This window comes from Gemmatimonadota bacterium, from assembly GCA_039715185.1.
Lineage (GTDB): Bacteria > Gemmatimonadota > Gemmatimonadetes > Longimicrobiales > RSA9 > DATHRK01.
Genome location: JBDLIA010000012.1, coordinates 1 through 22,206 on the forward strand (window position 1 = coordinate 1; position 22,206 = coordinate 22,206).

Below are 22,206 nucleotides of genomic sequence, written 5' to 3' on the forward strand. Positions count from 1 at the left end.
CGCGCCGTAGCCGTCGCTACGGCAAGGAGTTCCAACGCCGCATCCGCGGGATGCAGCGCGGGCCGAATGCCTACGGGACTTCTGCAACGGTACACTAGGGCCACCAGACCACGCCGACCCCCAGCCGGGTCGACGTGGCGTCGATGTTGAGACCCCCGACCGAAACCTGTCCGACCTCGACTTCGGTGAATTCGCCGCCGCTGACCCGGAGACCGGCGTCCAGCGCGAACGACTGCTTGACGTACACGGACAGACCGCCGCCCACGGTGAACGCGGCGCCGTTGAAGTTGGTGTCCGGGACATCCTGTCCATCCACCTGGGCTTCGTCCACGCCCACCACCCGTGAGCCGATCGCGGCTTCGAGGTAGGGCACCCAGCGTCGGAGGGAGTTCGCGAAATGGAAGCGGGCTCCAAAGTCGACGTGGGCCATAGACCACTCGCCCGTCAGGTTCGGCGCGTTCTCTGCCGTGACCTGCGCCCCGTCGAGGGCAACGTACAGGGTCACGATACGATTGATCCCGTATCCGAGCTTGAGGCCCAGGCCGCCACCGTTGTCGGCATCCCCGTCTTCCACGGATAGCGATGCGCCCTGGAGCTGGACCCCCAGACTGAAGCCGCGGGTCGTGGATTGCTGGGCCGCGAGCGGACCCGCCGCTAGCATCAACGCGGCGACGAGCAGCGCCGGAAGGCGATCGCATTTCGACATCTTCGTCCCTCGATTCACGTTGGATCTCCGACCAAATCTCGCGCAGGCGGTCGGACTCTGACGATGCCTCTATAGCAGGGTCAGGGCTGGTCGCCGCCAGCCGGTGCCCTGAGCCCGTCCAGCGTCCGTTGCTGGGCCGGCGTCAAGACGTTCTTGATCCTGATGAGCAACTCCAGGTTCGCCTGCTTGATCTCCTTCTCCGTGTCCAGCAAGCGCTCCATCTGATCCAGAGCGCGATCCTGGTCGATGCGGTCCTCTCCGAGCGTCTCCTTGAGCGTCTCGATCTCGTCGAGGAGCTGCCACTGCAGACTCATCACCCGCCCCTGCAACTCCTGGATCATGCGGCTGATGGCGTCCCGTTGTTCGTCGTTCAGGTCGATGGCGCGCCGATGCTGCATGATCAGCTCGGGCGCGTACAGGACCGATTCCAGCGGATTCGGATCTTCCGCCTCCTGCCCCAGGGCAGGTGCTGGAGCCAACCCGACACCAACGACGAACAGTAGTCCGCGCAGCCTTTTCATAGCCGAAATCCTCATGGTCAATTCACTCTGCGAGTCAGGCCCGAGACGCCGAACACCGTCGACACGTCTCCGACGCGAGGAATCGTCGTGACGATCTCGCCGCCGGGTACGGCGAGGAGCGCGTCCGTCGGGGACCGGAATGCCCCCAGGAGCGGATCGCTCGCGTACGCCGTCACAACCTCCTCGAACCCCTCATCCGAGATCGGCGCCCGGCCCACCAGCATCACGGCCGCGGTGGCGGCCGCGGCCAATAGGCCGCCGGTCAATAGCAATCGCTTCGTCCGCACGGGCCGCGCTCGCCGACCTTCAGCCCGGGCCCGGGCCGTCAGGGTCGGGAAGTCGGGCGCCGCCTGCGCGTCCTCCGTGCGGAGCTCGTCGAAGAGCTCCCTGAGATCACGATCCGGTCGCTGGTCGTCCACCCGTCTCGTCCTCCGTCAGAAGGGCACGCAGCCTGTCTTTGCCCCTCGCGTAGTGGGTACGCGCAGATCCCAGTGAAACCCCCATAACCTGCGCCGCCTCGGCAATGGAGAGGTCCTGGTAGAACACCAGGTGCAGCACCTCTCGCTGCTTCTCTGAAACTTCCCCCAGAGCGGCCACAAGCCTGCGGCTCGACTCTGCCCGCTCCAGCCTCGCCTCCACATCCTCCGGAGGGGTCTGGACGTCATCTCGTACGAGGCGCAGAGCGCTCTGGCGGTGCGACCTCGCCCGCCGGTACGACTCCAGCGCGGTTCGGCGAATGACGCCGAACAACCAGGTCTTGAACGCGGAGCGCCCGCCAAAGCGAGCCTGCCCCGAGACCACCCGCAGGTAGGCCGTCTGGAGCACGTCCTCCGCTTCAGATCGGTCCCAGCCGCAGCAGTTGAGCGCCCAACCGTAGCTATCTCCATGCAGCCGCTCCAGCTGGGCTTCCAGCTCGGTCGGTGTCATGCGTCCGACGACCTTTCGGAGTTCGTTCCGCTCCGTGTTCGGTACGTGAGTGACTCCTGGTGCGCATTCATATGACAGCGGCGCCGGCAGACGCTACGCGTGTCAACCCGTCGAGCGCCACCGGGATCGTAGGGCTTCAACGCAGTCGGACACCCGGGATCGAGAGAGATGAACGAGCAACCTGGAGTTGTTTTTCGCGAAAGCCGGCTCGGCCACCTGGCGATGGCCACCCTGCCGGTCTCGCTGCTATTCCTGGCGGCGTCCGTTCCGGCCGCGCCCGTCGCAGCGCAACGTGACTCGACCTCACCCGCCGATGTCACGCTGTCCTTGGTCGTAGGCGTGGAGCGTGACGGCTCGGTCACCGAGGAGTGGGTGGACGTTCTCGGCGTCTTCCACTCCGAGGCCGAGCTGCCGGCGATGCTGGAAGATCGGCACCCGCTGACCGACGACGAAGCCGCCTGGGTGGCGCTGATTCGCAGTCATGAGGGCACGTGGTCGAGCGCCGTCGATTCCCTGCGCGTACCGTTCGGCTCCGTCGCGCCCCCGCCGAGGGTCCTCGTCGTCATGGGCAACGTGGGCGGCCAAGACGGCTTCGCGCCGTCGGACACTACAATCGCCTTCGACGTGCGCCGCCTGGCGAAGCTTTACGGGGGAGCCGCCGAGGCGTCGAACGCCAACCGCATCGACAGGTTCTTCGCCCACGAGTTCACCCACCTCCTGCACAAGGCATGGCGCAAGGAGCATCCGATCGACCTGGTTACCCCGCTGGACCGGGCCCTGTGGGAGTGCCTCAAAGAGGGAGTCGGCAACTACAGGTCGCTGTCCGCGCGTTGGGTGACCCCGCGGGGGGACCTGACGACGCGAGCGCGGGAGACGCTCGACAGACTCCAGATCGTTTTCGTCGAGAGGCTTGCGGCTCTGGAGCACGCCTCCGACGAGGACGCCGAGGCGCTCCTCGAAGGCCTGTCGATGGGACCGTTCACCGAGAAGTGGGGCGCGCTCACCGTGGCGCTGTGGCTCGCCCAGGAGGCGCGCGGAGAAGACATCCTCCTGAAGCGGTGGATCGACGCCGGCCCGAGTGGCATACTCACGCTGGCCGGCAAGTACCTGCCGGAGGAACTCGAGGCGCGGATGCCGCGACCGCGGCGGTAGGCTTCGCGCCCTCTCCGGCGGTTTACGAAAAACGCTTCGGGAGGGTCCCGAATGGGCGCTGAACGGCAGCCGAAGGACTGGTCGAGCACGGTCGCCCTGGTCGCCAACCTGGCGATCCTCGTCGGCCTGGTATTCGTGATCGTGGAGCTGCGGCAGAACCAGAAGAACCTGGACGCCACGGTGCAGATGTCGCTGGCTTCCGCCTACCAGGAAGTCGCTAGCAGGGCCGTCGAGAACCCGCAGTTCGCCGAGACCATCTTCCGCATGTTCTCCACCCCCGACAGCCTGACGGAGGTCGAGCTGGTACAGGCGATCAACTGGACCAGCGAGTGGGCGGCGATCGTGTTCGCAGCGAGCGAGCTGAGGGCGACGGGTGCGATCAGCGAGGAGACCTGGCTACAGCACGCTTCGAACTTCTCCCTCTTCCTGAAGGACGACTGGTTTCGAGACTTCTTCCGAGCTCAGTTCGCGGTCTCGTACCCGGCTGAGTTCATGGCCGAGCTGGACAGCCTCGCGGCGGTGACTCAGGGGCACTGAACGAACATCGCGAGCCGGCTCCCCCTGCCCCTCCTCGGCTGGCCGCACAATCGTCAGGTGGATAGGTTTATGGAGCCTAGCGAGCCGACCCCAGCTTTAGGAGATACCCATGATTCGATCCGCCCTGGCCACCATCGCCGTGCTGCTGCTGTTCCCCCTCGCCCTCATGGCCCAGGACGACCAGATCGCGAGCGCCATGAGCGCCGGGCCTGCGTCGCTGTCCGCCGACGCGACGATCCTGGACTGGGAGATGAACACGCTGCGCGAGGGCACCAACGGCTGGACGTGCCTGCCGAACAACGCGGCCACGGAAGGCAACGACCCTTGGTGCGTGAACGACGCGTGGCTCGACTTCCTGCACGCCTACATGAACAAGACCGAGCCGACCTACGAGAAGGTCGGCATCGGGTACATGCTCATGGGCGACACTCCGGTCAGCAATACGGATCCGTACGCCACGGAGAAGACTTCCGATGAGGACTGGGTCGTGGGCCTGGGGCCGCATCTGATGATGCTGGTTCCCGACCATTCCATGTTCGACGACCTGTCCACCGATCCTTACAACGGCGGACCCTGGATCATGTGGCCCGACACGCCATACGCACACATCATGATCCCGCTCGGTTGGGACGCCGAAGAAGGCGAGTAATCGGCATCCGGACGCGTGAATCACGCGGGGCGGTCCGGTGCGGGCCGCCCCGTTTTTTTGCGCCCCTACCCCTCGCTTATCGAGCGAAGGTACTCCCGGTCCCACGCGGCGATCACGCTTTCCAGCTCCGAATAGGGGCCCGGCGTGTAGGCGCGTGAGGAGATGCCCTGCTGCGACAGGGCGCTGACGTCCCAGTCCTGCTGGTTGGTCATGTTCCAGAACTCCACCGCGCCGCTCGGGTCGAAGTCCGGCGCCGCCATCGCGTCGGGGTGGAAGAGCCAGTCGCAGACCACCCGCGTCCGGTCCGTGGCCAGCCGCTCTATCCGGTGGATCAGCACGTAGTCGGGGTGCAGGCTCAGCAGCATGCTCGGGTAGATCGTGTAGTACTGGACCTGGTTGAGCGCCTCGCCGCTCAGGTCCCCGAGGGAGGGCGCGCACGTTCGTCCGCTCATGGTCATGCTGCCGCCCTCGATCGCCATCCGCATGGGGCCGCCTAAGAACGGCCCTTCCTCCAGGTCATTCGAGGCGTTCCTGAAAGGGGTGAGCCGGTTCAGCGCCGGGTGGAGGCTCGGACAGTGGTAGCACTCCGAGTAGTTCTGGAAGATCAGCTTCCAGTTGGCGGGGATCTCGTAGGTGATGCTGTGCGCGATCTCCAACTCGTCCATCGTCCACGAGCCGAACTTGCCGATCAAAGGCGCGAAGGCCCGCTCGAAGGGCGCGGGGTCCCGCGCCAGGTTGACGAAGACGCAGCCCTCCCAGGTCGCCACCGCCACGGGCTTGAGCGGGTAGTCCTCCCGGCAGAACGACTCGACCTCGTCCATGAACGGCGCGCCGACGAGCGCTCCGTCGAGCCCGTAGGTCCAGGCGTGGTAGGGGCACTGGATGGACTTCGAGAGCTGGCCTTCGGGCTCGGTGAGCAGGCGCGTCCCCCTGTGCCGACACACGTTGTGATGCGCGCGCAGCTCACCCGCGCCATCCCGCAGCACGATTACGCTCTCCGACTCGACCTCGCGCAGGAAGTAGCTGCCGGGGCCAGCGAGCTCGCTCGTCCGCCCCACGTAGATCCAGCGCAGGAAAAAGACGTTCCTGGTCTCGGCCTCGTAGACGTCCTCGCCCGTGTAGTACCTGCCGGCGAGGGTCTTCGCGTCATGGGCTGTGCGGGTAGACATGGAGTTCACCTGACCACGTGATCGGCGCGGCAATTTGCCGAGAATACAGGCCTCCGGTACACTGCGCCATGCTGAGGATCACCCCCTTCCACGCGCGCACCGCGCGCCTCAGTCAGGCGCAGAATTGGCGCCGCTGGTCGGGCTATCTCGCGGCGAGCTCCTACGAGCTCCGCCACGACCGCGAGTACTGGGCGATCCGCAACTCGGCCGCCCTGATCGACGTCTCTCCCCTGTTCAAGTACGGGATCGAGGGACCGGACGCGGAGCGACTCCTGGACCGCGTCGTGACCCGCGATGTCACCAGGTGCAAGCCGCATCAGGTCCTCTACACGCCGTGGTGCGACGACGCCGGCAAGGTGATGGACGACGGCACGCTGGCACGCCTCGGGGACGACTCGTTCCGGCTCACCTCGGCCGAGCCGAACCTGCGCTGGCTTCAGGACAACGCGCTCGGCATGGACGTGTCCATTCGGGACACCTCCGACGACCTGGCCGCGCTGGCGCTCCAGGGGCCCAACGCCCGCCGGATCCTGCACGACGCGGCCGGCGGGGTCGCCGACGACCTGCGCTACTTCCGGCTCACGAAGGGCGAGATCGGGGGCGTGCCGGTCGAGATAACGCGCACCGGCTACACCGGCGACCTCGGCTATGAGATCTGGGCGGAGCCCGCGCGTGCGGAGGCGCTCTGGGATGGTCTGATGGAGACCGGGGACCGACATCGTATCCTGCCCGCGGGCATGCTCGCGCTCGACCTCGCCAGGGTGGAGGCGGGCCTGGTGCTGATCGGCGTGGACTACGTGCCCGCGCACCGGGCACTCATCGAGGACCAGAAATCCTCGCCGTTCGAGTTGGGGCTGGGCTGGACGGTCGATCTCGGCAAGGACTCGTTCCTGGGGCGCGACGCTCTGATCGCCGAGAAACAGCGCGGGCCCGAGTGGCAATTCCGCGGTCTCGAAGTGAGCTGGGATTCTCTCGAGGCGCTGTACGGCGAGGTCGGGCTGCCGCCTCAACTCCCCGCGCAGGGCTGGCGTTCGAGCGTACCCGTATACAGCGGCACGACGCAGGTCGGCTACGCCACGAGCGGGTGCTGGTCTCCGCTGCTCAAGAAGTCCATCGCGCTCGCGCACCTCCAGTCCGGACACGCCGGGATCGGGACCGACCTGCGCATCGAAGTCACCGTCGAGCACCATCGCCAGAGGGCCGCGGCGCGGGTGGTCGAGACGCCCTTCTTCGATCCGGAGCGAAAGCGCAGCACGCCGGCGATGCCCGGGTGAGCGCGGCCTCGTACGACGCGATCGTCGTCGGCGGCGGACACAACGGGCTGGTCGCCGCGGCCTACCTCGCGCGCGCCGGCAAGTCGGTCCTGGTCCTGGAGAAGAGGCACGTGCTCGGCGGCGCCGCGGTCACCGAGGAGGTCAATCCGGGCTTCAAGTACTCGGTGCTCTCCTACGTGGTGAGCCTGCTGCGGCCCGAGATCATCCGCGACCTGGAGCTGCCCAAGCACGGACTCCGGATCCTGCCGCTGGAGAGCACGTTCACGCCGCTCCCGAACGACGACTACCTGGTGCGCTGGGGCGATCACGATCACACCCGGCGGGAGATCTACAGGCACTCGCCGCGGGACGCCGACGCGTACGACGACTTCGGCAAGCTGATGTATCAGCTCGCGGTGGCCGTCAAGCCGATCCTGGCCACGATCCCTCCCGATCCCACCTCGCTGAGCCCCGGGGACCTGATGGGCTTCCTCAAGCTCGGCAGGCACTTCCGTGGACTCGGCCACGAGCAGTTCCACGCGCTGCACAAGCTCATGACCATGAGCTCGGCCGACTACCTGGACGAGTGGTTCGAGACCGAGGCTCTCAAGGCGACGATGGCGTCGAGCGGCATCATCGGCACGTTCCTCGGCCCGCGTTCCCCCGGCACCGCATACGTGCTGCTCCACCACTACATGGGCGAGATCGACGGGGCCATGCGCGCCTGGGGGTTCGCCAAGGGCGGCACGGGCACCGTCAGCGAGTCGATCGCGAGCGCGGCGCGCTCGCACGGCGCCGAGATCCTGACCGAGGCCGGCGTCGCTCACGTCACGGTGAAGGGCGGCAGGGCCACGGGCGTCGTGCTCGACGACGGCAGGGAGTACTCGGCCCCGGTCGTGGTCTCCGCGCTCGATCCCAAGCGCACGTTCCTCGGCCTGGTCGACGCCAAGCACCTGCCCGCCGACTTCGTGGGCGACATCGAGCGCTTCAAGATCCGCGGCTCGTCGGGCAAGGTGAACCTGTCGCTCGGCGAGCTGCCGAACTTCACGAGCAAGCCCGGGGTGGGCCCGCTGCACAAGGGCGCGATCTCCATCAGCCCCAGCATCGACTACCTGGAGCGGGCGTACGACGAGGCGAAGTACGGTGACTTCTCCAGTCGTCCGTACATGGACATCATCATCCCGTCGATGATCGACGCGGGCATGGCGCCTCCCGGCAAGCACGTCATGTCGATCTTCGTGCAGTACGCGCCGTCGGATCTGCGCGGCGGCTGGGACGAGACGAAGCGGGAGGCGTTCGGCGACGCCGTGATCGACACGCTCGCCCGGTACGCGCCGAACCTTCCGGGCGCAATCCTGCACCGTCAGGTGATGACGCCCTGGGACATCGACCGGGAGATGGGCCTCACCAGCGGCAACATCTTCCACGGCGAGCTCTCCCTGCACCAGCTCTTCTGCCTGCGGCCCACGGCCGGATACGCCGACTTCACGACGCCGCTGCGCAACTACTACCAGGCCGGCTCGGGGACCCACCCCGGGGGCGGCGTCACGGGCGCGTCCGGGCGGCTGGCCGCGCTCAAGATCCTCCGGGACAGGCCCCGATGAGCGGCTCCTACGACACGATCGTGATAGGCGCGGGGCACAACGGACTCGTAGCCGCCGCCTACCTGGCACGCGCGGGCAGGAGCGTGCTGGTGTTGGAGCGCCGAGAGGTGGTGGGAGGGGCCGCCGCGACCGAAGAGGTGTTCCCGGGCTTTCGGGTCGACACCGGGGCGCACCGGGTCGGCGGGTTGAGCGCACGTGTGGTCGACGACCTGGACTTGGCTCGCCACGGACTCGAGCTGCTCGACGCCGACCCGACGGTCTTCGTTCCGGTCTTGGAGGGCACTCCGCTCACGCTCTGGCGCGACGCGCGCAGGACCTCCGAGGCGATCCGGCCGATCTCCCCCGCGGACGCCGACGCGTGGGTCCCTTTCACCGAGTTGATCGGCAAGGCCGCCGGCTTCCTCCAGGCTGCCTGGACCACCACGCCCCCCGACGTGACCGGTGGCGACATCGGCGACCTCGTCGCCTCCGCCAGGCTCGGGCTGAAGCTGCGCCGGCTCGGCAAGAAGGACATGGTCGAGGTCATGCGCGTTCTGCCGATGTCGGTCTACGAACTGCTGGGGGACTGGTTCGAGAGCGACGTGGTGAAGGGCGCCCTGGCCGCGTCCGCCGTGGCTGGGCTGTGCCAGGGGCCGATGGGGGCGGGGACCGTCTATACGCTGCTGCACCACCACGTTGGCGCCCAGCCAGGGGTCATCCGTCCGATGAGGCGCGTGCGCGGCGGCATCGGGCGGCTGAGCGAGGCGCTGGTGGCGGCGTGCACCGAGGCCGGGGCCGAGGTGCGGACCGGCGCGGCGGTCGAGCGCATCGTCGTGGAGGGCGGCCGAGCGGTGGGCGCGCTCGTCGACCGCGCGGAGATCCGCGCCGCGCGAATCGTCTCGAGCCTCGATCCGCGGCGCACGTTCTTCGACCTCATGGAGCCCAGCGAAATGGGGACGGAGTTCGCGCGCAAGGTGAGCAACATTCGTTACCGAGGGGTGTGCGCGAAGGCGCACTTCGCGCTGGGCGGGCTGCCGAACTTCACTTGCCTGCCCGGAGAAGGGCCGCACCTGAACGGCGTGATCTCCATCGGCCCGAGCCTGGAATACGTGGAGCGCGCGTTCGACGCCGCGAAGTACGGCCGCGTTTCGGCTCGGCCGTGCCTGGAGGTCTCGATTCCGTCGCTCGCCGATCCCACGGTCGCGCCGGCGGGCAAGCACCTCATGTCCGTCGTCCTCCAGTACGCCCCCTACCACCTGCGTGAAGGCGCGTGGGACGACACGGCGCGCGCGCGGCTGGGCGACCTCGCCCTGGCAACCCTCGAGGAGTACGCACCCGGCCTGAGCTCGCTGGTTGAGGCGCGGCACGTCATGACGCCGCTGGACATGGAGCGAACCTTCGGGTTGTCCGAGGGGAATGTCAATCACGGCGAAATGACGCTGGACCAACTGCTCTTCATGCGCCCCGTGCCCGGCGCGTCCCGGTACCGCGCGCCGATCGCGGGCCTGTACCTGTGCGGTGCGGGCACGCACCCGGGCGGTGGGGTGACGGGGGTTCCCGGCTTCAACGCGGCGCGGGAGATACTCAAGGGATGACCGGTCGGGCAATACGATGAGGGCGGCGATCGCGTTGCTCCTGCTGGCCGCGTGCGCCGACGCGAGCCCGGCCCCGGATCTGGCTCTGGTAGGCGTCGACGTGATCGACGTGGAGACGGCCTCGGTCGCGCACGACATGACCGTCCTGATCGGCGGTGACCGAATCCTCCGCGTCGAGCGCGCCGGGGAAAGCGGCTTCTCGGAGACCACGCGGGTCCTGGACGGCGCGGGCCTCTACGTGATCCCGGGCCTCTGGGACATGCACACTCACGCCCTGTGGCGACCGGACGTGGCCGACGCCTTCCTGCCGCTCTTTGTGGCGCACGGGATCACCGGCATCCGCGACATGGGCGGTACCATGGAAGAGCTGCACAGGCTGCGCACGGCCGAGGCATCGCCCGACCCGTTCCGGCCTCGGGTCGTCGCCTCCGGCCCGGTGCTCGACGGCCCGCAGCCGATCGACCCCTCGATCTCCCTGGCCGTAGAAACGCCCGAAGAAGCGGCCCGGGCGGTCGATGAGTTGGCCGCGGCGGGCGCGGATTTCGTGAAGGTCTACACGATGCTCCCGCGCGAGGCCTATTTCGCGGTGCTCGAGGCCGCGGCCGCGCGCGGCCTGCCGGTCGCCGGCCACGTGCCCGGCGAAGTGACACCGATTGAGGCCGCCCAGGCGGGACAGGTCAGCATCGAGCACCTGCGCGACGAGATCGACCCACCGCTGTGCGAACCGGCCGAGCCGGGCGACTGCGATCCCGTCATCGGCGCGTTCGGTGCCGCCGGCACTTACCAGACCCCGACCCTGGTCGTGCTCAGAGCCAAATCGGTCCGGGGATACGTCGAGGACGCGGACGCGCCCCCCGACCTCGCGTTGCTGCCTGATGTGGTGACTCGCGAGTGGGAGGCGCTGGCCGGCATGCAGCGCGAGCGGCCGGCGGACTACTTCGCGTGGAGGGGCGGGGTCTTCCGCGACGAGGTCCGGCTGGTCGGCCGACTGCACGACGCCGGCGTCCCGCTGCTCGCCGGGTCCGACACCGGCAATCCCTTCATCGTCCCGGGAGCGAGTCTGCACGACGAACTCGCGTGGCTTGTGGAAGCGGGCCTGACGCCGGCCGCGGCGCTCGCGACGGCTACCACCGTGCCGGCGCGGTTCCTGGGCGCTGCCGATTCGCTCGGAGCAGTGCGCGCGGGTTACGCAGCGGATCTGGTGCTGCTGGAGGCGAGCCCGCTGGAGCACATCTCCGCGACCCGACGCGTGCGCGCCGTGGTGCGGGCCGGAGAGCTACTGACGAGGGAAGACCTGGACGCGGCCATCGAGGCTCTTCGGGCGAACGCAGAGCGGCCCGGCGATGAGGAAGGCGGGGCGCCATGATCAATCCCGAAATGCGCCGCATCATCGCCCCGCTCCCATTCTTGGGCGTTCGAAGGCCCCGGGCTCGCTCGACTGAGTCCGGGGCCTTCGTGGTGCCTCAAGTCTGTGCCTCCTCCCTAGTTCGGCAGGTGACGCGTCAGCTCGAGACTCTTGACGCTGCCCAGTCTCTGTCCGCCGACCAGGATGCGGCCCAGGGTGTCGAAGCCGACCGCGCGCGCCTCATCGACCTCCTGCTGAAGCAGGTATCCGCCGTGCCCGAAGTTGGGGTCGAGCACGCCGGCCGAAGACATCTTCACCACGAGGAACTCGAAGTCGAAGCCAGGCGTCTGCTGGCGTCCGACCACCAGCAGGTCACCCGAAGCGTCTTGCGCCGCGCCGATGAAGCGGTCGGGCTGACCGAAGTCGTACGCGGCGAACCCGCCTCCGGCGAACGCTCCGTCCTGCGTGCCGTTCGGGTTGAGGCGCATCACGTACGCGTCGCCGCTCGACTCGCCGAGCACCAGGATGTCGCCTCCGGGCAGGGTCCTCAGCCCCTCTATCCGGTTGGCCACGTCGAGCCGCCCTGCGACTGCGAACCCCGCGTCGAGCGCTCCGGCCGATGTGTAGCGCAGGATGCTGTTCAACGAAGCAAGCAGGATCCCTCCATCCGGCTGGACGTCGACCTTGAGCGGGCTGATGCCGCCGCTCTCGAACACGGTTCCGCCGATTCCGAATCCGGCGTCCAGGCTGCCGTCGGGGTTCAGTCGCGCTATGCCGACCGGCTGCCCGAAATCTCCGGCGTTGCCGCCGACGATGATGTCCAGGTCCGGGCCGTCCTGGACGAAGCCGATGCCCAGGGGCCTGGAGCTCGAACGAGTGCCGAGCTGTACCTGGACGATTCCGTCGGAATCGAACGTCGGATCCAGCGCACCGCTGGCGTCGAACCGCGCGATCACCCACGGATACGGAAACGTGAAGCTGGAGGCCGCGACCACGATCTTGCCGTCCGGCTGGACTCTGACGGCCTGCCCCCTGACGGAGCCCAGTGCCGTGGTCAGGTCGACCACTCCCGAGCTCCCGAACCCGGCAGCCGGGTTACCGTTCGCGTCGTAGCGGGTCAGGACCGTCTCACCGACGATGACGACGTCGTCGCCGACGACCTGCATCTGCAGGAAGGGGTTGGCGGGGCTCGAAGCCGCGGGCCCTTTCACGAAGCCCTGCCCGGTGGGCCCGAACGCGGTGTCTAGCCGGCCCTCGCCGGTGCCCAGTCCGACGCGGTACGGCCCGGTGCCGTTGGGGTCGACCACCAGCCGGTAGGTGCCGGAAGCCGGAAGCTCGACGACGTGGTTGGCGCTCGAATTGTCAGTGGCTCTGCCCTCCAGGCCCACCGGGAATATCGAGTCGCCTGGAGAAAAGAGGATCAGCTGCGCGGTGCCGCTCGAGCCATCCAGCAGGGACAGGTGGATACGGGCCAGCTGGCCTGCCGTGCCGCTGAACTCGTAGGTGTCGACGAGGGGGAATGCCGGCAACAGGTCCTCGATCACATCGCCCACGCTGATCGCGACCGACCCGCCGACGGTCACGGTGGTGGTCTCGATTCGCGTGTTGTTGGACAGGTCGGGATCGGTCAGCCCCGCGGGAACGACGACCGTCGCCTCCGCCGTCACCGTTTGGCTTGGCGTCGGCAGCGTCATGTCCACGTTCACCGCTCTGCCCGTGGTCATGGACCCCAGCGGGCAGGCGATGCCGCCGGCGATCTCCGTGCAGGACGCTGTGGATGAAAACAGCACCGCATCGCCCGTGAACAGGATTCTGAGGACCGCGCCATCGACCCGAGCGGACGCGCCGCTCACGCCGACGTTCACATTGTACGTGACCACGCTGCCCGGCGTCACGGGGTCGGCGTTGTCCGTGAACAGGTCGATGCTGAGATCGGCCTGCGGGCCGGTCACCGTGATGGAATCCGTCAGCCTGTTATTCGCCGTGTTCGGGTCGGCGGCGTCCGAGACCGGGTCCAGCCATATCGCAAACGTCCCGGTTTCCAGCGGCTCGAAGATGGCCGAGGGCACGGCGGACACCCCGGGGCCGGTGATGTTCGCGATCTTGCACACGACCTCCGCATCGGCCACCGCCGGCGCGGCGGTCACAGTGCAGCCGCCTGGCTGGGCCGCCGCGGCAACGACGTTGCCGAAGAGCTGGTAGGCGACGCCCGCGTTGGGCGCGTCGTCCGGTCCGAAGTTCTGGACGGTCGCCTGAATGATGAGCTGCTCTCCAAGCTGGATGGGGTCAGCGAACTTGATGGCGCTGATGACGGCGAGGTCCGCCCCGCCGGAGCCGCCGATCGTCGTGGTTTCGAGCATGAAGTCGTTGGACGGATCCGGGTCCACGGTGCCGAATGGCACGTTGGCGGTAGCGTTCACGGTCAGGTTGGTTACGCCCGAGTTCGGCCGCATCGTAATCTGGACCTCGTGGACGAGACCCGCAGGCAGGGTCGGCAGCGGACAGGTCGCGCCCAGAACGGTGCCGAAGCACGTCGAATCGCTCGCCGACTGGAAGGTCGCGTCGCCGAGCGGATTCAGCAGCAACGTCGCTCCCTCCAGCGGCTGCTTGGTGGAGGGCGCCGTGCCGAGCGTGATCGTGTAGACGATGTCCTCGCCCACCGCGGCCGGATCCGGGTTGTCGCGGATATCCAGGATCTCGAGGTCTGCGACCGGCTGGACGACCGTGAACGTCTGCGTGAGTCGGTTGTTCGCTAGATTCGGGTCGACGGAGCCACCCCCGAGAGGATCCAACCAGACCGTGAACGTACCGGTGTCCTGCGGCACGAACGCCGCCGCTTGCACGTACGTGAGGTCCTGGCCGGCAAGTGGGCCGATCGTGCAGTCGATCCGAACGTCCGACGGGAACGGCGCGAAGACGTCGACGCACCCCGGGTTGAGGGCGCCGGCGACTACGTTGCCGAATACCTGGTAGGCCACGCCCGCGTCCGGCGCGTCCTCCGGCCCGAGGTTGTATACCGTAGCCTGATAGGTAATCGTCTCCCCGAGTTCGATCGGATCCGCCGACTCCGACACGTCCGAGACGCTTAGGTCGGCGGTCGCGGGGACTCCGATCGAGGTCGATTCGAGCAATGTGTTATTGGCCAAATCCGGATCCACCGTCCCCAAGGGCACCTGCACTTTCATGGTGGCGAGCAGTTCGCTCACCCCCGAATCCGGGCGCATCGTTATCTGGACGTCGTGGACGAGACCGGGGGTCAGGGTCGGCAGCGGACAGGTGGCGCCCAGAATGGTGCCGAAGCACGTCGAATCGCTCGCCGACTGGAACGTCGCGTCGCCGATCGGACCCAACAGCAGCGTGGCTCCCTCCAGCGCTTGCTTGGTGGAGGGCGGGGTTCCGACCGAGATCGAGTACACGATGTCCTCCCCCACCGCGGCCGGGTCCGGGTCGTCGCTTACGTTCAGGATTTCCAGGTCCGCGACCGGGTCCACGACGGTGTAGTCACCGGTGGCGCGGTTGTTGGAGTTGTCGAGGTCTATCGATCCGGCCGAGCTCGGGTCGACCCACACTTCCAGCACACCCTTGGCCTGCGGCACGAAGACCGCCGCCGGCGCCGCCACCGACCCGCCGCTGGCCACCGCGCCCACGTCGCAGTCGATCTGCACCGTGGGGAAGATCGGGAACGGTTCCTCTGTGCAGCCTGCGCTTATGGGGCCCGCGATGACCGATCCGAACGCCTGGTAGTGGACCATGCCGTCCGAGATCGCCTCCGGACCGAGGTTGGACAGCGTCGCCGTGTAGGTCACCGACTCGCCCAGCTCGATGGTGTCGGCGGACTCGGCCAGGGGATGCACCCTCAGATCGGCCGCGGGGAGCAGCTCGGCGCCGACGAACACGAACGAGAAGTGGTCGATCTCCGCTGAGACCGTGTTCGCGACGGCGTCCACGTGGGGAGGCGGCGGCGCGGGAAAGACGCCGTTTATCACGAACAGGCCGAGCAGGTTCTCATCGAAGCCCGCGGGCAGGTCGGCCTCGTCGTAGCCCAGAGTGACCAGGATCGGCTCCTCGAACTGCTGCCCGTCGGGGCCCAGGTCCCATATCGTCTCGGCGATCGGAGTCACTCCGTTGATCGGCTCGAGAGGGTCGATCACCAGATTGGCCGAGAAGCCGCTGACATTGGGTGAGGGATCGATCGAGGATGTCGTCTCGACGATCGACGCCGAGCCGTGACCGTCGAGGTCCTCCCGCGTCGCCGGTACGATCGTGATGTCCACGGGGGCGAGCAGCGCGCCCGCCGGGATCGTAAGCGTGGCGAGCCCGTCCGGGCTGGTGATCGTGCCGCCGTCCGAGTCGATCGTCTCGGCGGCGCATTCCGCCACGGTGTGCGTGAAGAAGGTCGACCAGTTGCCGTTTTCCACGATGGCCGTGCCGGCGCCCCACGCCCCCTCTGCGGATTCGCCGACCTGGGCGAACGCGGCGATGACCGCGTCGAACCCCGAGACCTCGGTGAGCGGGATCTCCCACACCACTTCCATCGTCCCCGGCCCGTGAGCGCTCTTGAAGGGAAACTTCCCGACGCGGGGGTTGCCCTTCTTGTTTACGGGAATGTCGGCGGGAGAGTCGCCCACGAACACGGCCGTGTTCAGGATCGGCCAGGCCGCCGAGGTGCGGTACACGACATAGAGGTTGGCCTCGTCGTTGCTCACCTCGACCGTGCCGACCGGCACGACCTCATCGGCTATCAGCGCCGTTCCCGTGATCTCGCTGCAGACCGCGGGCAGAGCGGGAATGACGGACAGGGAGGGACCTATCTCGCCCAGGTCCCAGAGGTCGGCCGGATCCTGGATCGACGTGGATTCGGCGCAGCTCAGGGCCGCGAGCACGACAACGGCGAGTAGGCTTCGAGGGCGGACCGGCATATAGGGCCTCACGGGCTGGGGTGCGGCTGGCTCTTCCTCCCGGGGAGAGCCTCCGTATCCCTCGGAACGGATTCCGCGCCCGATGGCCGCCAACCCGCGTTTGCCGCTTGCAGGCGCCGCGCCCTACAATCGGAGCGACGAACCGGCTCGCCCTTCCCGCCCCGTGTGTCTCAGGAGGACGCGTGGTCGACCAGACCGGCGATGTCACGCGCTTGGCCCAGCGCTGGAGCGATGGTGACGATGAGGCTTTCGATCGATTGATCGACCTCGTCTACGAGGATCTTCGGCGCATCGCCCACCGGCACGTCCGCGACACCGGCGGAAGCGGCACCATCAACACCACCGCGCTGGTCCACGAGGCCTACCTCAAGATCGGCGGGACCGGCGGCGGGGACTGGCCGGGACGCGCGAGCTTTCTGGCTTTCTGTTCGAAGGCCATGCGCCGCATCCTCATCGACTACGCGCGCCAGCGGCAGGCGGAGAAGCGCGGCGGCGATCGCGTCCAGGTCCCGCTGACACCCCAGTCCGCGGTAGTGGATCGCGACGCGACGGACGTGCTCGCGCTCGACGAAGCGCTGGGGTGGCTGGAGGGACGCGACCCCGCCCTGGCCCGGATCGCCGAGTGTCGGTTCTTCGGCGGACTTTCCGTTTCAGAGACAGCGGACGCGCTGGACATCTCGACCCGCACGGTGGAAAGGGGCTGGGCACGCGCTCGAGCCTACCTGCGCGAAGCGCTCGACGCGTAGCACATGACGCCTCATCACCCCGGCGAGAAACGGATCATGGATTCTTCCCGCAGGCTTATCGAGGAGCGCTGGAGCGAGGTCGACCGGCTGTTCGATGAGGCGCTGGGACTGGCCCCGGAGGAGCGACAGGCGTACGTGGCCGAAGCTTGCGGCGGCGACGTCGCTCTGGAGGAAACGGTCTCACGCCTTGTGGCTTCCGCGGCCGAGGTCGGTAGCGTAGTCACGGGCCCCGGCACCGAGCTTCTTCGCGCGGCGTTCAAGGCCGAAGCGGGCCAGCCGACAGAGCTCCCGGAGGGAACTCGAATCGGCCCCTATCGAGTGCTCGGCCAGTTGGGGCGCGGGGGTATGGCCACGGTCTACGAGGCCGAGCGCGCCGACGGCGAGTTCGATCAGCGAGTAGCGATCAAGGTCCTGCGGGGCATCGACTCCAGGGACGTGGAGCGACGCTTCCTGGCCGAGCGCCAGATCATGTCGTCGCTCGCGCACCCCAACATCGCCAGGCTGCTGGACGGAGGCACCACCGAAACCGGCCTTCCCTACCTGGTCATGGAGCTCGTCGAGGGCGAGCCCATAACCCGCTGGGCCGATCGGCAGCGGCTGGACATCGGCGGCCGGCTGGACCTGTTCATCCAGGCGACGGAGGCGGTCCAGTACGCGCACACGCGCCTGATCGTACACCGGGACCTCAAGCCGTCGAACGTCCTGGTGGATGCCGACGGCCGCGTCCGGCTGCTGGACTTCGGGATCGCCAAGCTGATCGCGGAACACGGCGAAGCCGCTGGCGCGCCCCATACGCGGCCGGCCACGCGCTGGATGACCCCCGAGTACGCCGCCCCGGAGCAGATCCTCGGCCAGCCGATCACCACCGCCACCGACGTGCACGGCATGGGCGTGTTGCTCTACGAGCTGCTGACCGGTCGGCGGCCGTTCGGCAACGGCGGCGGCTTCGAAGTGGAGCGCGCGATCTGCGAGCAGACGCCGACGCTACCGTCGGTGGCCGTGGCTTCATCCGCGGCGGGCGAACCGGCTCCCGACGCGCTGCGGAGGCGCCTCACCGGGGACCTCGACGCAATCGTGGCCAAGGCGCTGCGCAAGGAGCCCGACGACCGGTACGGAAGCGTGCAGGACATGCGCGCGGATCTCGTCAGGCACCGCACCGGTTTCCCGGTCTCGGCGCGGGCAGGCTTCCGGTCCTACCGCGCCCGCAAGTTCCTCCGCCGTCATCGGGTCGGCGTGGCGGCGGCCGCCGCAATGCTGGTCGTGGTCGCGACGGCCGGAGCCACCCTCGTCCGCGAGAACGCCGAGACCGAGCGCCAGCGGGCCCGGGCCGAGACCGAGGCGGAGAACGCCGGACTGGTGGTGGACTTCCTGGCCGATGTGTTTCGCGGACGCAACCCGGAGCAGGCCCCCTCGGATACGATCACCGCGCGGGAGCTTCTCGCCTGGGGCACCGAGCGCGTGGATGCGGAGTTCGGCGACCGGCCCGCGGTGCAAGCCGAGCTTCTGCTGGTGTTGGGGGGAGCACACTACAACCTCGGGCTGTTCGAGGAGGGGACCGCGCTGCTGGAACGCGCCGTGGACATCCGGCGCGGGGAATTCGGCGAGGCGAGCGCGGGAGTTGCCGACGCGTTGCTGCGCGTCGGCGGTTCTTACAGGAACCGGCGGGACTTCGAGGCGGCGGTTTCCCCCCTCCAGGAGGCGCTGAGCATCTATCGGACGTTGCGCGAAACGGACGATCGTAGTGTCGCGAATGCGCTGGAATCGTTGGGACAGGCCCTTCGAGACGCCGAAAGCATCGATTCGGCCGAGGTCGTGATGCGCGAGGCAGTGGCAATCAGGCGCCTGTACCCGGAGGAGGATCTGGAACTTGCCAACTCCCTTCTCAGTCTGGCGTACGTGCTGCGCCGCGCCGGGCGTCTGGATGAGGCGGAGGCCCTGTACGAGGAGGGCATCCCGCGCATGCGAGATCACCCGGATCGCGCGTCCGCTGACTTGGCGATCCACCTCAACAACCTGGGCTACCTCCGACGCGTGCGCGAGGACTTTCCCGCCGCCGCGCTTGCGTACCGCGAGGCCCTGGAGATCCGGGCCCGCCTTATCGGGCGCGGGCATCCCGGCTCGCTTCTGATCGCGAACAACCTCGCCAGCGCCCTGCACGAAGTGGGGCGACGGGAAGAGACGGTCGCGGTCCTCGGGGAGAACGTCACGGCCGCCAGAGAGCAATGGCCCGAGGGGCACTGGCGCGTGGGAAGCGCCCTTGGGGGTCTCGGCAACGCTCTCCTGCGATACGGCGACATCACCGGAGCGGAACCCGTCCTGCGGGCGGCGGTCGACGAGTATACGAGGCAGCTCGGCGCCGAACATGAGTGGACGCAGTGGGCGTCGGGCAGGATCGCAGTCATTCAGATCCTGAACGGCGACGAGGCCGCCGGCCGGGCGTATCTGGACCGCATGCACGCGTGGGCCGTCGTGAGCCGGAAGGAGAATGGCGGCGAGCTGGATCCCAACACCGTCGGCCAGCTTCAGCCATTCCTTACCACGCTGGACGCGGTGGGCCTGGAAGAGGAGCATCGCCGGTTCTCGGCGCTCCTGCCGGACAGCGCGAGCGCGCCGGCCGGAGGTTGAGCCCCGGGCGGCCCTGCAGGAAGACCGACAGCTAGCCCGGCCGCCGAATCCCGTAGTCGAGTCGCACCATGCCTTTGCCGAGCACGGTCGCGGAATTCAGCGCGACCCGGTGCTCGAGTTCGCTCGGCGGCCACAGGGGGATGCCCCTACCGAGCAGCACGGGAATGACGTGCACCTCGATGCGATCCAGGCCGCCGGCGTCCAGAAACTGCCGTTGGACATCCGCTCCACCGATCACCCAGACGTCGCGGGTCTCGCTCCGCCGAAGCTCGGCCACGAGATCGGAGATGTCCCCGGACCAGACCTCGGTGTCCGGTGGCGGGTCGTCCACCGGACGGTGCGACACCACGATCGTGCGTAGGCCCTGGTACACCCAGTCGCCGAATCCTAGGACCTGATCGTACGTCCTCCGGCCGATCACGATCGTGCCGACCTGCTCGATGAACCGCTCGTAGCCGTAGTCGACGTCGCCGAATTCGTCCAGCCAGTCGATGGCTCCGTCGGCCCGGGCGATGTAGCCGTCCAGGCTCGCGGCGATGAACCCCCTGATCTGCATGGCGGACACCCCGAAGAAAGACCGAAGAATTGTCATTATTCAACCAGGGGCGCGGCGGGTCAAGCTTCTCTCGCTCGCACGGTTGATTAGCGTCGGGTGCTCGTCGTGAGCCTTGCGATCACCCCCCGGAGGGGATGAAAGTGATGCCCAGCGCAACGAGACATACCCGCCAGGAGGGGCTCTCTATCTCGCGAACATCGTCCCACGGATCGGGCGAGCGGTCCTCGCTCAATCGGCTTGCGGCCAGCGCGACCACCCACTGGGCTCAACCGGTGGCTGATCGCGCGCGGCGCGGGCCACGCACACATGCACGCGCAGCACTGCGGTCACTAGGATGAGGCCCACGACCATCCAGCTTCTCTGGCTCGCGGGCATGCTCGCGGCGGCCGGTTGGATGGTCTACGAGCCATCCCCGGAGCCGTTCATCGCTCTCACCGCGGGGATCATCGGCTTCCTGTCGTTCGGTAGAGAGCAGAGCCGGCCGGCCGCCGTTTTGGATGAGCCGCCGCCGACCCGGCGTTCGGTAGCCGTGCTGCCGCTCGAGCACCTGGGCACGGACGAATCCGAGGGTTTCCTGGCCGACGGTATGAGCGAGGACATCATCGCCCGCCTCGCGAAGGTCGATGACCTCAGGGTCATATCCAGCAGTAGCGTCATGCGCTTCCGGCACCGACATGTCGACCCGGCGGAGATCGCGCACGAGCTGTCCGTCAGGTCGATCCTCGACGGGACCATCCGACAGGAGGGCGAGAGGGTCCGTGTCGTGGTGAAGCTCACCGACTGCGCGACACGACAGCAACTCTGGGCCGAAAGGTACGACCGCGAGGCTGTCGACAGGTTCGCGCTTCAAACCGAGATCGCGGAGAGCGTGGCAGCGGCGCTGGACGTGGAGCTGGCGCACGAGACGGTGCGGTCGGTCCCGGATCCAGAGGCGTACAGGCTTCACCTGCTCGCGCGATTCCACGCGAACAAGTGGAGTCAGGACGGATGGCGCAAGGCGGTGGAGCATCTCGAGGAAGCGATCGGGATCGACCCGAGCTATCCGGGCCCCAGGTCGACCCTCGCCTACGTGTACGGCATCCGCGCGTACATGCACACGTTCGCGCCCACGGAGGCGTTCCAGCGGGCCGAGCAGGAGGCCCGCCTCGCCCTTGCCATGGACGACCGCGAAACGGAGGCCCACATGGCGCTGGGCCTGGTGCACTACTGGCTCCACTGGGACTGGCAGGCCGCGCTATCGGAGTTGACGCGGGCGGTCGAGTTGAGCCCGGGCGACGCCACCGCCCGGAGCTTCCTGGGTATGGTCCTCGACACCCTGCGCCGCCACGAGGATGCCATGCGTCACCGCCGGCTCGCCTACGAGCTGGACCCGCTCAATCCGCTCGCCGCGCTGAACGTTGGCTACGGGTACATGATCGGGCGGCGGTTCGAGACCGCGATCGGCCAGTTCGAGCGCGCGCTCGAACTGGATCCGGAGAACGCCGCCGCCACCTACGGCCTCGGCATGGTTCAGGCCGACATCGGTGACGTCAATGCGGCCTGCCGCACCTTCGAGCTCGGCATGGAGAAGGTCGACTCGGGATCGGCCATGTACGGATTCCTGGGCTGGGCCTACGCCGTCGCCGGGCGCACCGACGAAGCGCACGCCGTGCTCGATGGACTGCTGCGGGAGGACCGGTGGGAGGCAAGATCCTCGTTCCACGTCGCCATGGTCTACCTGGGACTGGGCGACAGGGATGGATTCTTCTCGTGGCTCGACCGGGCGATGGAGGAGCGCTCGCCGTGGATGGTGTGGTTCCACGTGACTCCCAGCCTGGACGCCGCCGCCGGAGACCCTCGCTACGGGGAGGTGTTGCGACGGCTGCACCTGCCGACTGGGCCTGGGTGATCCCGGAGCCGACGAGGAGGAGGCCGCGCCTGCCA

17 protein-coding genes are annotated in these 22,206 nt (G+C 68.1%); 10 read left to right on the forward strand and 7 right to left on the reverse strand.

Annotated elements, in window-relative coordinates:
- Positions 1-94: 94 nt before the first annotated feature.
- From ABFS34_03855 to ABFS34_03870, 4 genes are all read right to left on the reverse strand, one after another.
- Positions 95-706: an outer membrane beta-barrel protein gene (locus ABFS34_03855; protein MEN8374559.1), complete on the reverse strand. Its 612-nt coding sequence runs from the start codon at positions 704-706 to the stop codon at positions 95-97.
- Between the two features lie 80 nt (positions 707-786).
- The gene (locus ABFS34_03860; protein ID MEN8374560.1) at positions 787-1,242 is read right to left on the reverse strand and encodes a periplasmic heavy metal sensor; all 456 of its coding nucleotides are present in this window, start codon (positions 1,240-1,242) and stop codon (positions 787-789) included.
- A 2-nt stretch (positions 1,243-1,244) separates the two neighbouring features.
- A complete protein-coding gene (locus ABFS34_03865) occupies positions 1,245-1,646 on the reverse strand; it encodes a hypothetical protein (GenBank protein MEN8374561.1) in 402 nt (133 codons plus the stop codon).
- Positions 1,621-2,154: an RNA polymerase sigma factor gene (locus ABFS34_03870; protein MEN8374562.1), complete on the reverse strand. Its 534-nt coding sequence runs from the start codon at positions 2,152-2,154 to the stop codon at positions 1,621-1,623. The genes ABFS34_03865 and ABFS34_03870 overlap by 26 nt, the downstream gene beginning before the upstream one ends.
- A gap of 168 nt (positions 2,155-2,322) precedes the next feature.
- Between ABFS34_03870 and ABFS34_03875 the strand changes: the two genes are divergently transcribed.
- The 3 genes from ABFS34_03875 to ABFS34_03885 all read left to right on the forward strand — a co-directional run bounded on the left by ABFS34_03875 (position 2,323) and on the right by ABFS34_03885 (position 4,492).
- On the forward strand, positions 2,323-3,306 hold the full coding sequence (locus tag ABFS34_03875; GenBank protein MEN8374563.1) for a hypothetical protein: 984 nt from the start codon (positions 2,323-2,325) through the stop codon (positions 3,304-3,306).
- A 51-nt stretch (positions 3,307-3,357) separates the two neighbouring features.
- Positions 3,358-3,843 (forward strand): hypothetical protein, encoded by a 486-nt coding sequence (locus tag ABFS34_03880; GenBank protein ID MEN8374564.1) that lies wholly within the window; start codon positions 3,358-3,360, stop codon positions 3,841-3,843.
- Between the two features lie 109 nt (positions 3,844-3,952).
- Complete coding sequence (locus ABFS34_03885; GenBank protein MEN8374565.1) at positions 3,953-4,492, forward strand: hypothetical protein; 540 nt, start codon at positions 3,953-3,955, stop codon at positions 4,490-4,492.
- 65 nt (positions 4,493-4,557) lie between these two features.
- Here ABFS34_03885 and ABFS34_03890 read toward each other — a convergent pair whose 3' ends face one another.
- Positions 4,558-5,661 carry an aromatic ring-hydroxylating dioxygenase subunit alpha gene (locus ABFS34_03890; GenBank protein ID MEN8374566.1) on the reverse strand — a complete coding sequence of 368 codons (1,104 nt, stop codon included), beginning with the start codon at positions 5,659-5,661 and terminating at the stop codon, positions 4,558-4,560.
- Positions 5,662-5,729: 68 nt separating this feature from the next.
- Here ABFS34_03890 and ABFS34_03895 point away from each other — a divergent pair, with 68 nt between their 5' ends.
- From ABFS34_03895 to ABFS34_03910, 4 genes are read left to right on the forward strand one after another with little or no spacing between them, the layout of a single operon-like run.
- Positions 5,730-6,935: an aminomethyltransferase family protein gene (locus ABFS34_03895; GenBank protein MEN8374567.1), complete on the forward strand. Its 1,206-nt coding sequence runs from the start codon at positions 5,730-5,732 to the stop codon at positions 6,933-6,935.
- Positions 6,932-8,518 carry an NAD(P)/FAD-dependent oxidoreductase gene (locus tag ABFS34_03900; protein ID MEN8374568.1) on the forward strand — a complete coding sequence of 529 codons (1,587 nt, stop codon included), beginning with the start codon at positions 6,932-6,934 and terminating at the stop codon, positions 8,516-8,518. The genes ABFS34_03895 and ABFS34_03900 overlap by 4 nt, the downstream gene beginning before the upstream one ends.
- A complete protein-coding gene (locus tag ABFS34_03905) occupies positions 8,515-10,092 on the forward strand; it encodes an NAD(P)/FAD-dependent oxidoreductase (GenBank protein MEN8374569.1) in 1,578 nt (525 codons plus the stop codon). Before ABFS34_03900 ends, ABFS34_03905 begins: the two co-directional genes overlap by 4 nt.
- Before the next feature lie 16 nt (positions 10,093-10,108).
- Complete coding sequence (locus ABFS34_03910) at positions 10,109-11,458, forward strand: amidohydrolase family protein (GenBank protein MEN8374570.1); 1,350 nt, start codon at positions 10,109-10,111, stop codon at positions 11,456-11,458.
- 116 nt (positions 11,459-11,574) lie between these two features.
- Here ABFS34_03910 and ABFS34_03915 read toward each other — a convergent pair whose 3' ends face one another.
- Positions 11,575-16,320, reverse strand: a complete 4,746-nt coding sequence (locus ABFS34_03915) for a hypothetical protein (GenBank protein ID MEN8374571.1) — start codon at positions 16,318-16,320, stop codon at positions 11,575-11,577.
- 218 nt (positions 16,321-16,538) lie between these two features.
- Between ABFS34_03915 and ABFS34_03920 the strand changes: the two genes are divergently transcribed.
- Entirely contained in the window at positions 16,539-17,102 is a 564-nt protein-coding gene (locus ABFS34_03920; protein ID MEN8374572.1) for an ECF-type sigma factor, read from the forward strand.
- Between the two features lie 36 nt (positions 17,103-17,138).
- Positions 17,139-19,727, forward strand: coding sequence for a protein kinase (locus ABFS34_03925; protein MEN8374573.1), 2,589 nt, complete (start codon positions 17,139-17,141; stop codon positions 19,725-19,727).
- A 31-nt stretch (positions 19,728-19,758) separates the two neighbouring features.
- On the opposite strand, the gene ABFS34_03930 is transcribed toward ABFS34_03925, so the two are convergent.
- Positions 19,759-20,319: a dihydrofolate reductase family protein gene (locus ABFS34_03930; protein MEN8374574.1), complete on the reverse strand. Its 561-nt coding sequence runs from the start codon at positions 20,317-20,319 to the stop codon at positions 19,759-19,761.
- A gap of 298 nt (positions 20,320-20,617) precedes the next feature.
- Here ABFS34_03930 and ABFS34_03935 point away from each other — a divergent pair, with 298 nt between their 5' ends.
- Positions 20,618-22,171: a tetratricopeptide repeat protein gene (locus tag ABFS34_03935; protein ID MEN8374575.1), complete on the forward strand. Its 1,554-nt coding sequence runs from the start codon at positions 20,618-20,620 to the stop codon at positions 22,169-22,171.
- The last annotated feature ends 35 nt before the right edge of the window (positions 22,172-22,206 follow it).

What these genes read in the sequence shown, in the direction of transcription:
- ABFS34_03895 (MEN8374567.1), top strand. Translation starts at nt 5,730, where the DNA reads ATGCTGAGGATCACCCCCTTCCACGCGCGCACCGCGCGCCTCAGTCAG.
- ABFS34_03870 (MEN8374562.1), bottom strand. Translation starts at nt 2,154, where the DNA reads ATGACACCGACCGAGCTGGAAGCCCAGCTGGAGCGGCTGCATGGAGAT.
- ABFS34_03875 (MEN8374563.1), top strand. Translation starts at nt 2,323, where the DNA reads ATGAACGAGCAACCTGGAGTTGTTTTTCGCGAAAGCCGGCTCGGCCAC.
- ABFS34_03905 (MEN8374569.1), top strand. Translation starts at nt 8,515, where the DNA reads ATGAGCGGCTCCTACGACACGATCGTGATAGGCGCGGGGCACAACGGA.
- ABFS34_03890 (MEN8374566.1), bottom strand. Translation starts at nt 5,661, where the DNA reads ATGTCTACCCGCACAGCCCATGACGCGAAGACCCTCGCCGGCAGGTAC.
- ABFS34_03930 (MEN8374574.1), bottom strand. Translation starts at nt 20,319, where the DNA reads ATGACAATTCTTCGGTCTTTCTTCGGGGTGTCCGCCATGCAGATCAGG.
- ABFS34_03925 (MEN8374573.1), top strand. Translation starts at nt 17,139, where the DNA reads ATGGATTCTTCCCGCAGGCTTATCGAGGAGCGCTGGAGCGAGGTCGAC.
- ABFS34_03935 (MEN8374575.1), top strand. Translation starts at nt 20,618, where the DNA reads ATGAGGCCCACGACCATCCAGCTTCTCTGGCTCGCGGGCATGCTCGCG.
- ABFS34_03885 (MEN8374565.1), top strand. Translation starts at nt 3,953, where the DNA reads ATGATTCGATCCGCCCTGGCCACCATCGCCGTGCTGCTGCTGTTCCCC.
- ABFS34_03910 (MEN8374570.1), top strand. Translation starts at nt 10,109, where the DNA reads ATGAGGGCGGCGATCGCGTTGCTCCTGCTGGCCGCGTGCGCCGACGCG.
- ABFS34_03880 (MEN8374564.1), top strand. Translation starts at nt 3,358, where the DNA reads ATGGGCGCTGAACGGCAGCCGAAGGACTGGTCGAGCACGGTCGCCCTG.
- ABFS34_03860 (MEN8374560.1), bottom strand. Translation starts at nt 1,242, where the DNA reads ATGAGGATTTCGGCTATGAAAAGGCTGCGCGGACTACTGTTCGTCGTT.
- ABFS34_03855 (MEN8374559.1), bottom strand. Translation starts at nt 706, where the DNA reads ATGTCGAAATGCGATCGCCTTCCGGCGCTGCTCGTCGCCGCGTTGATG.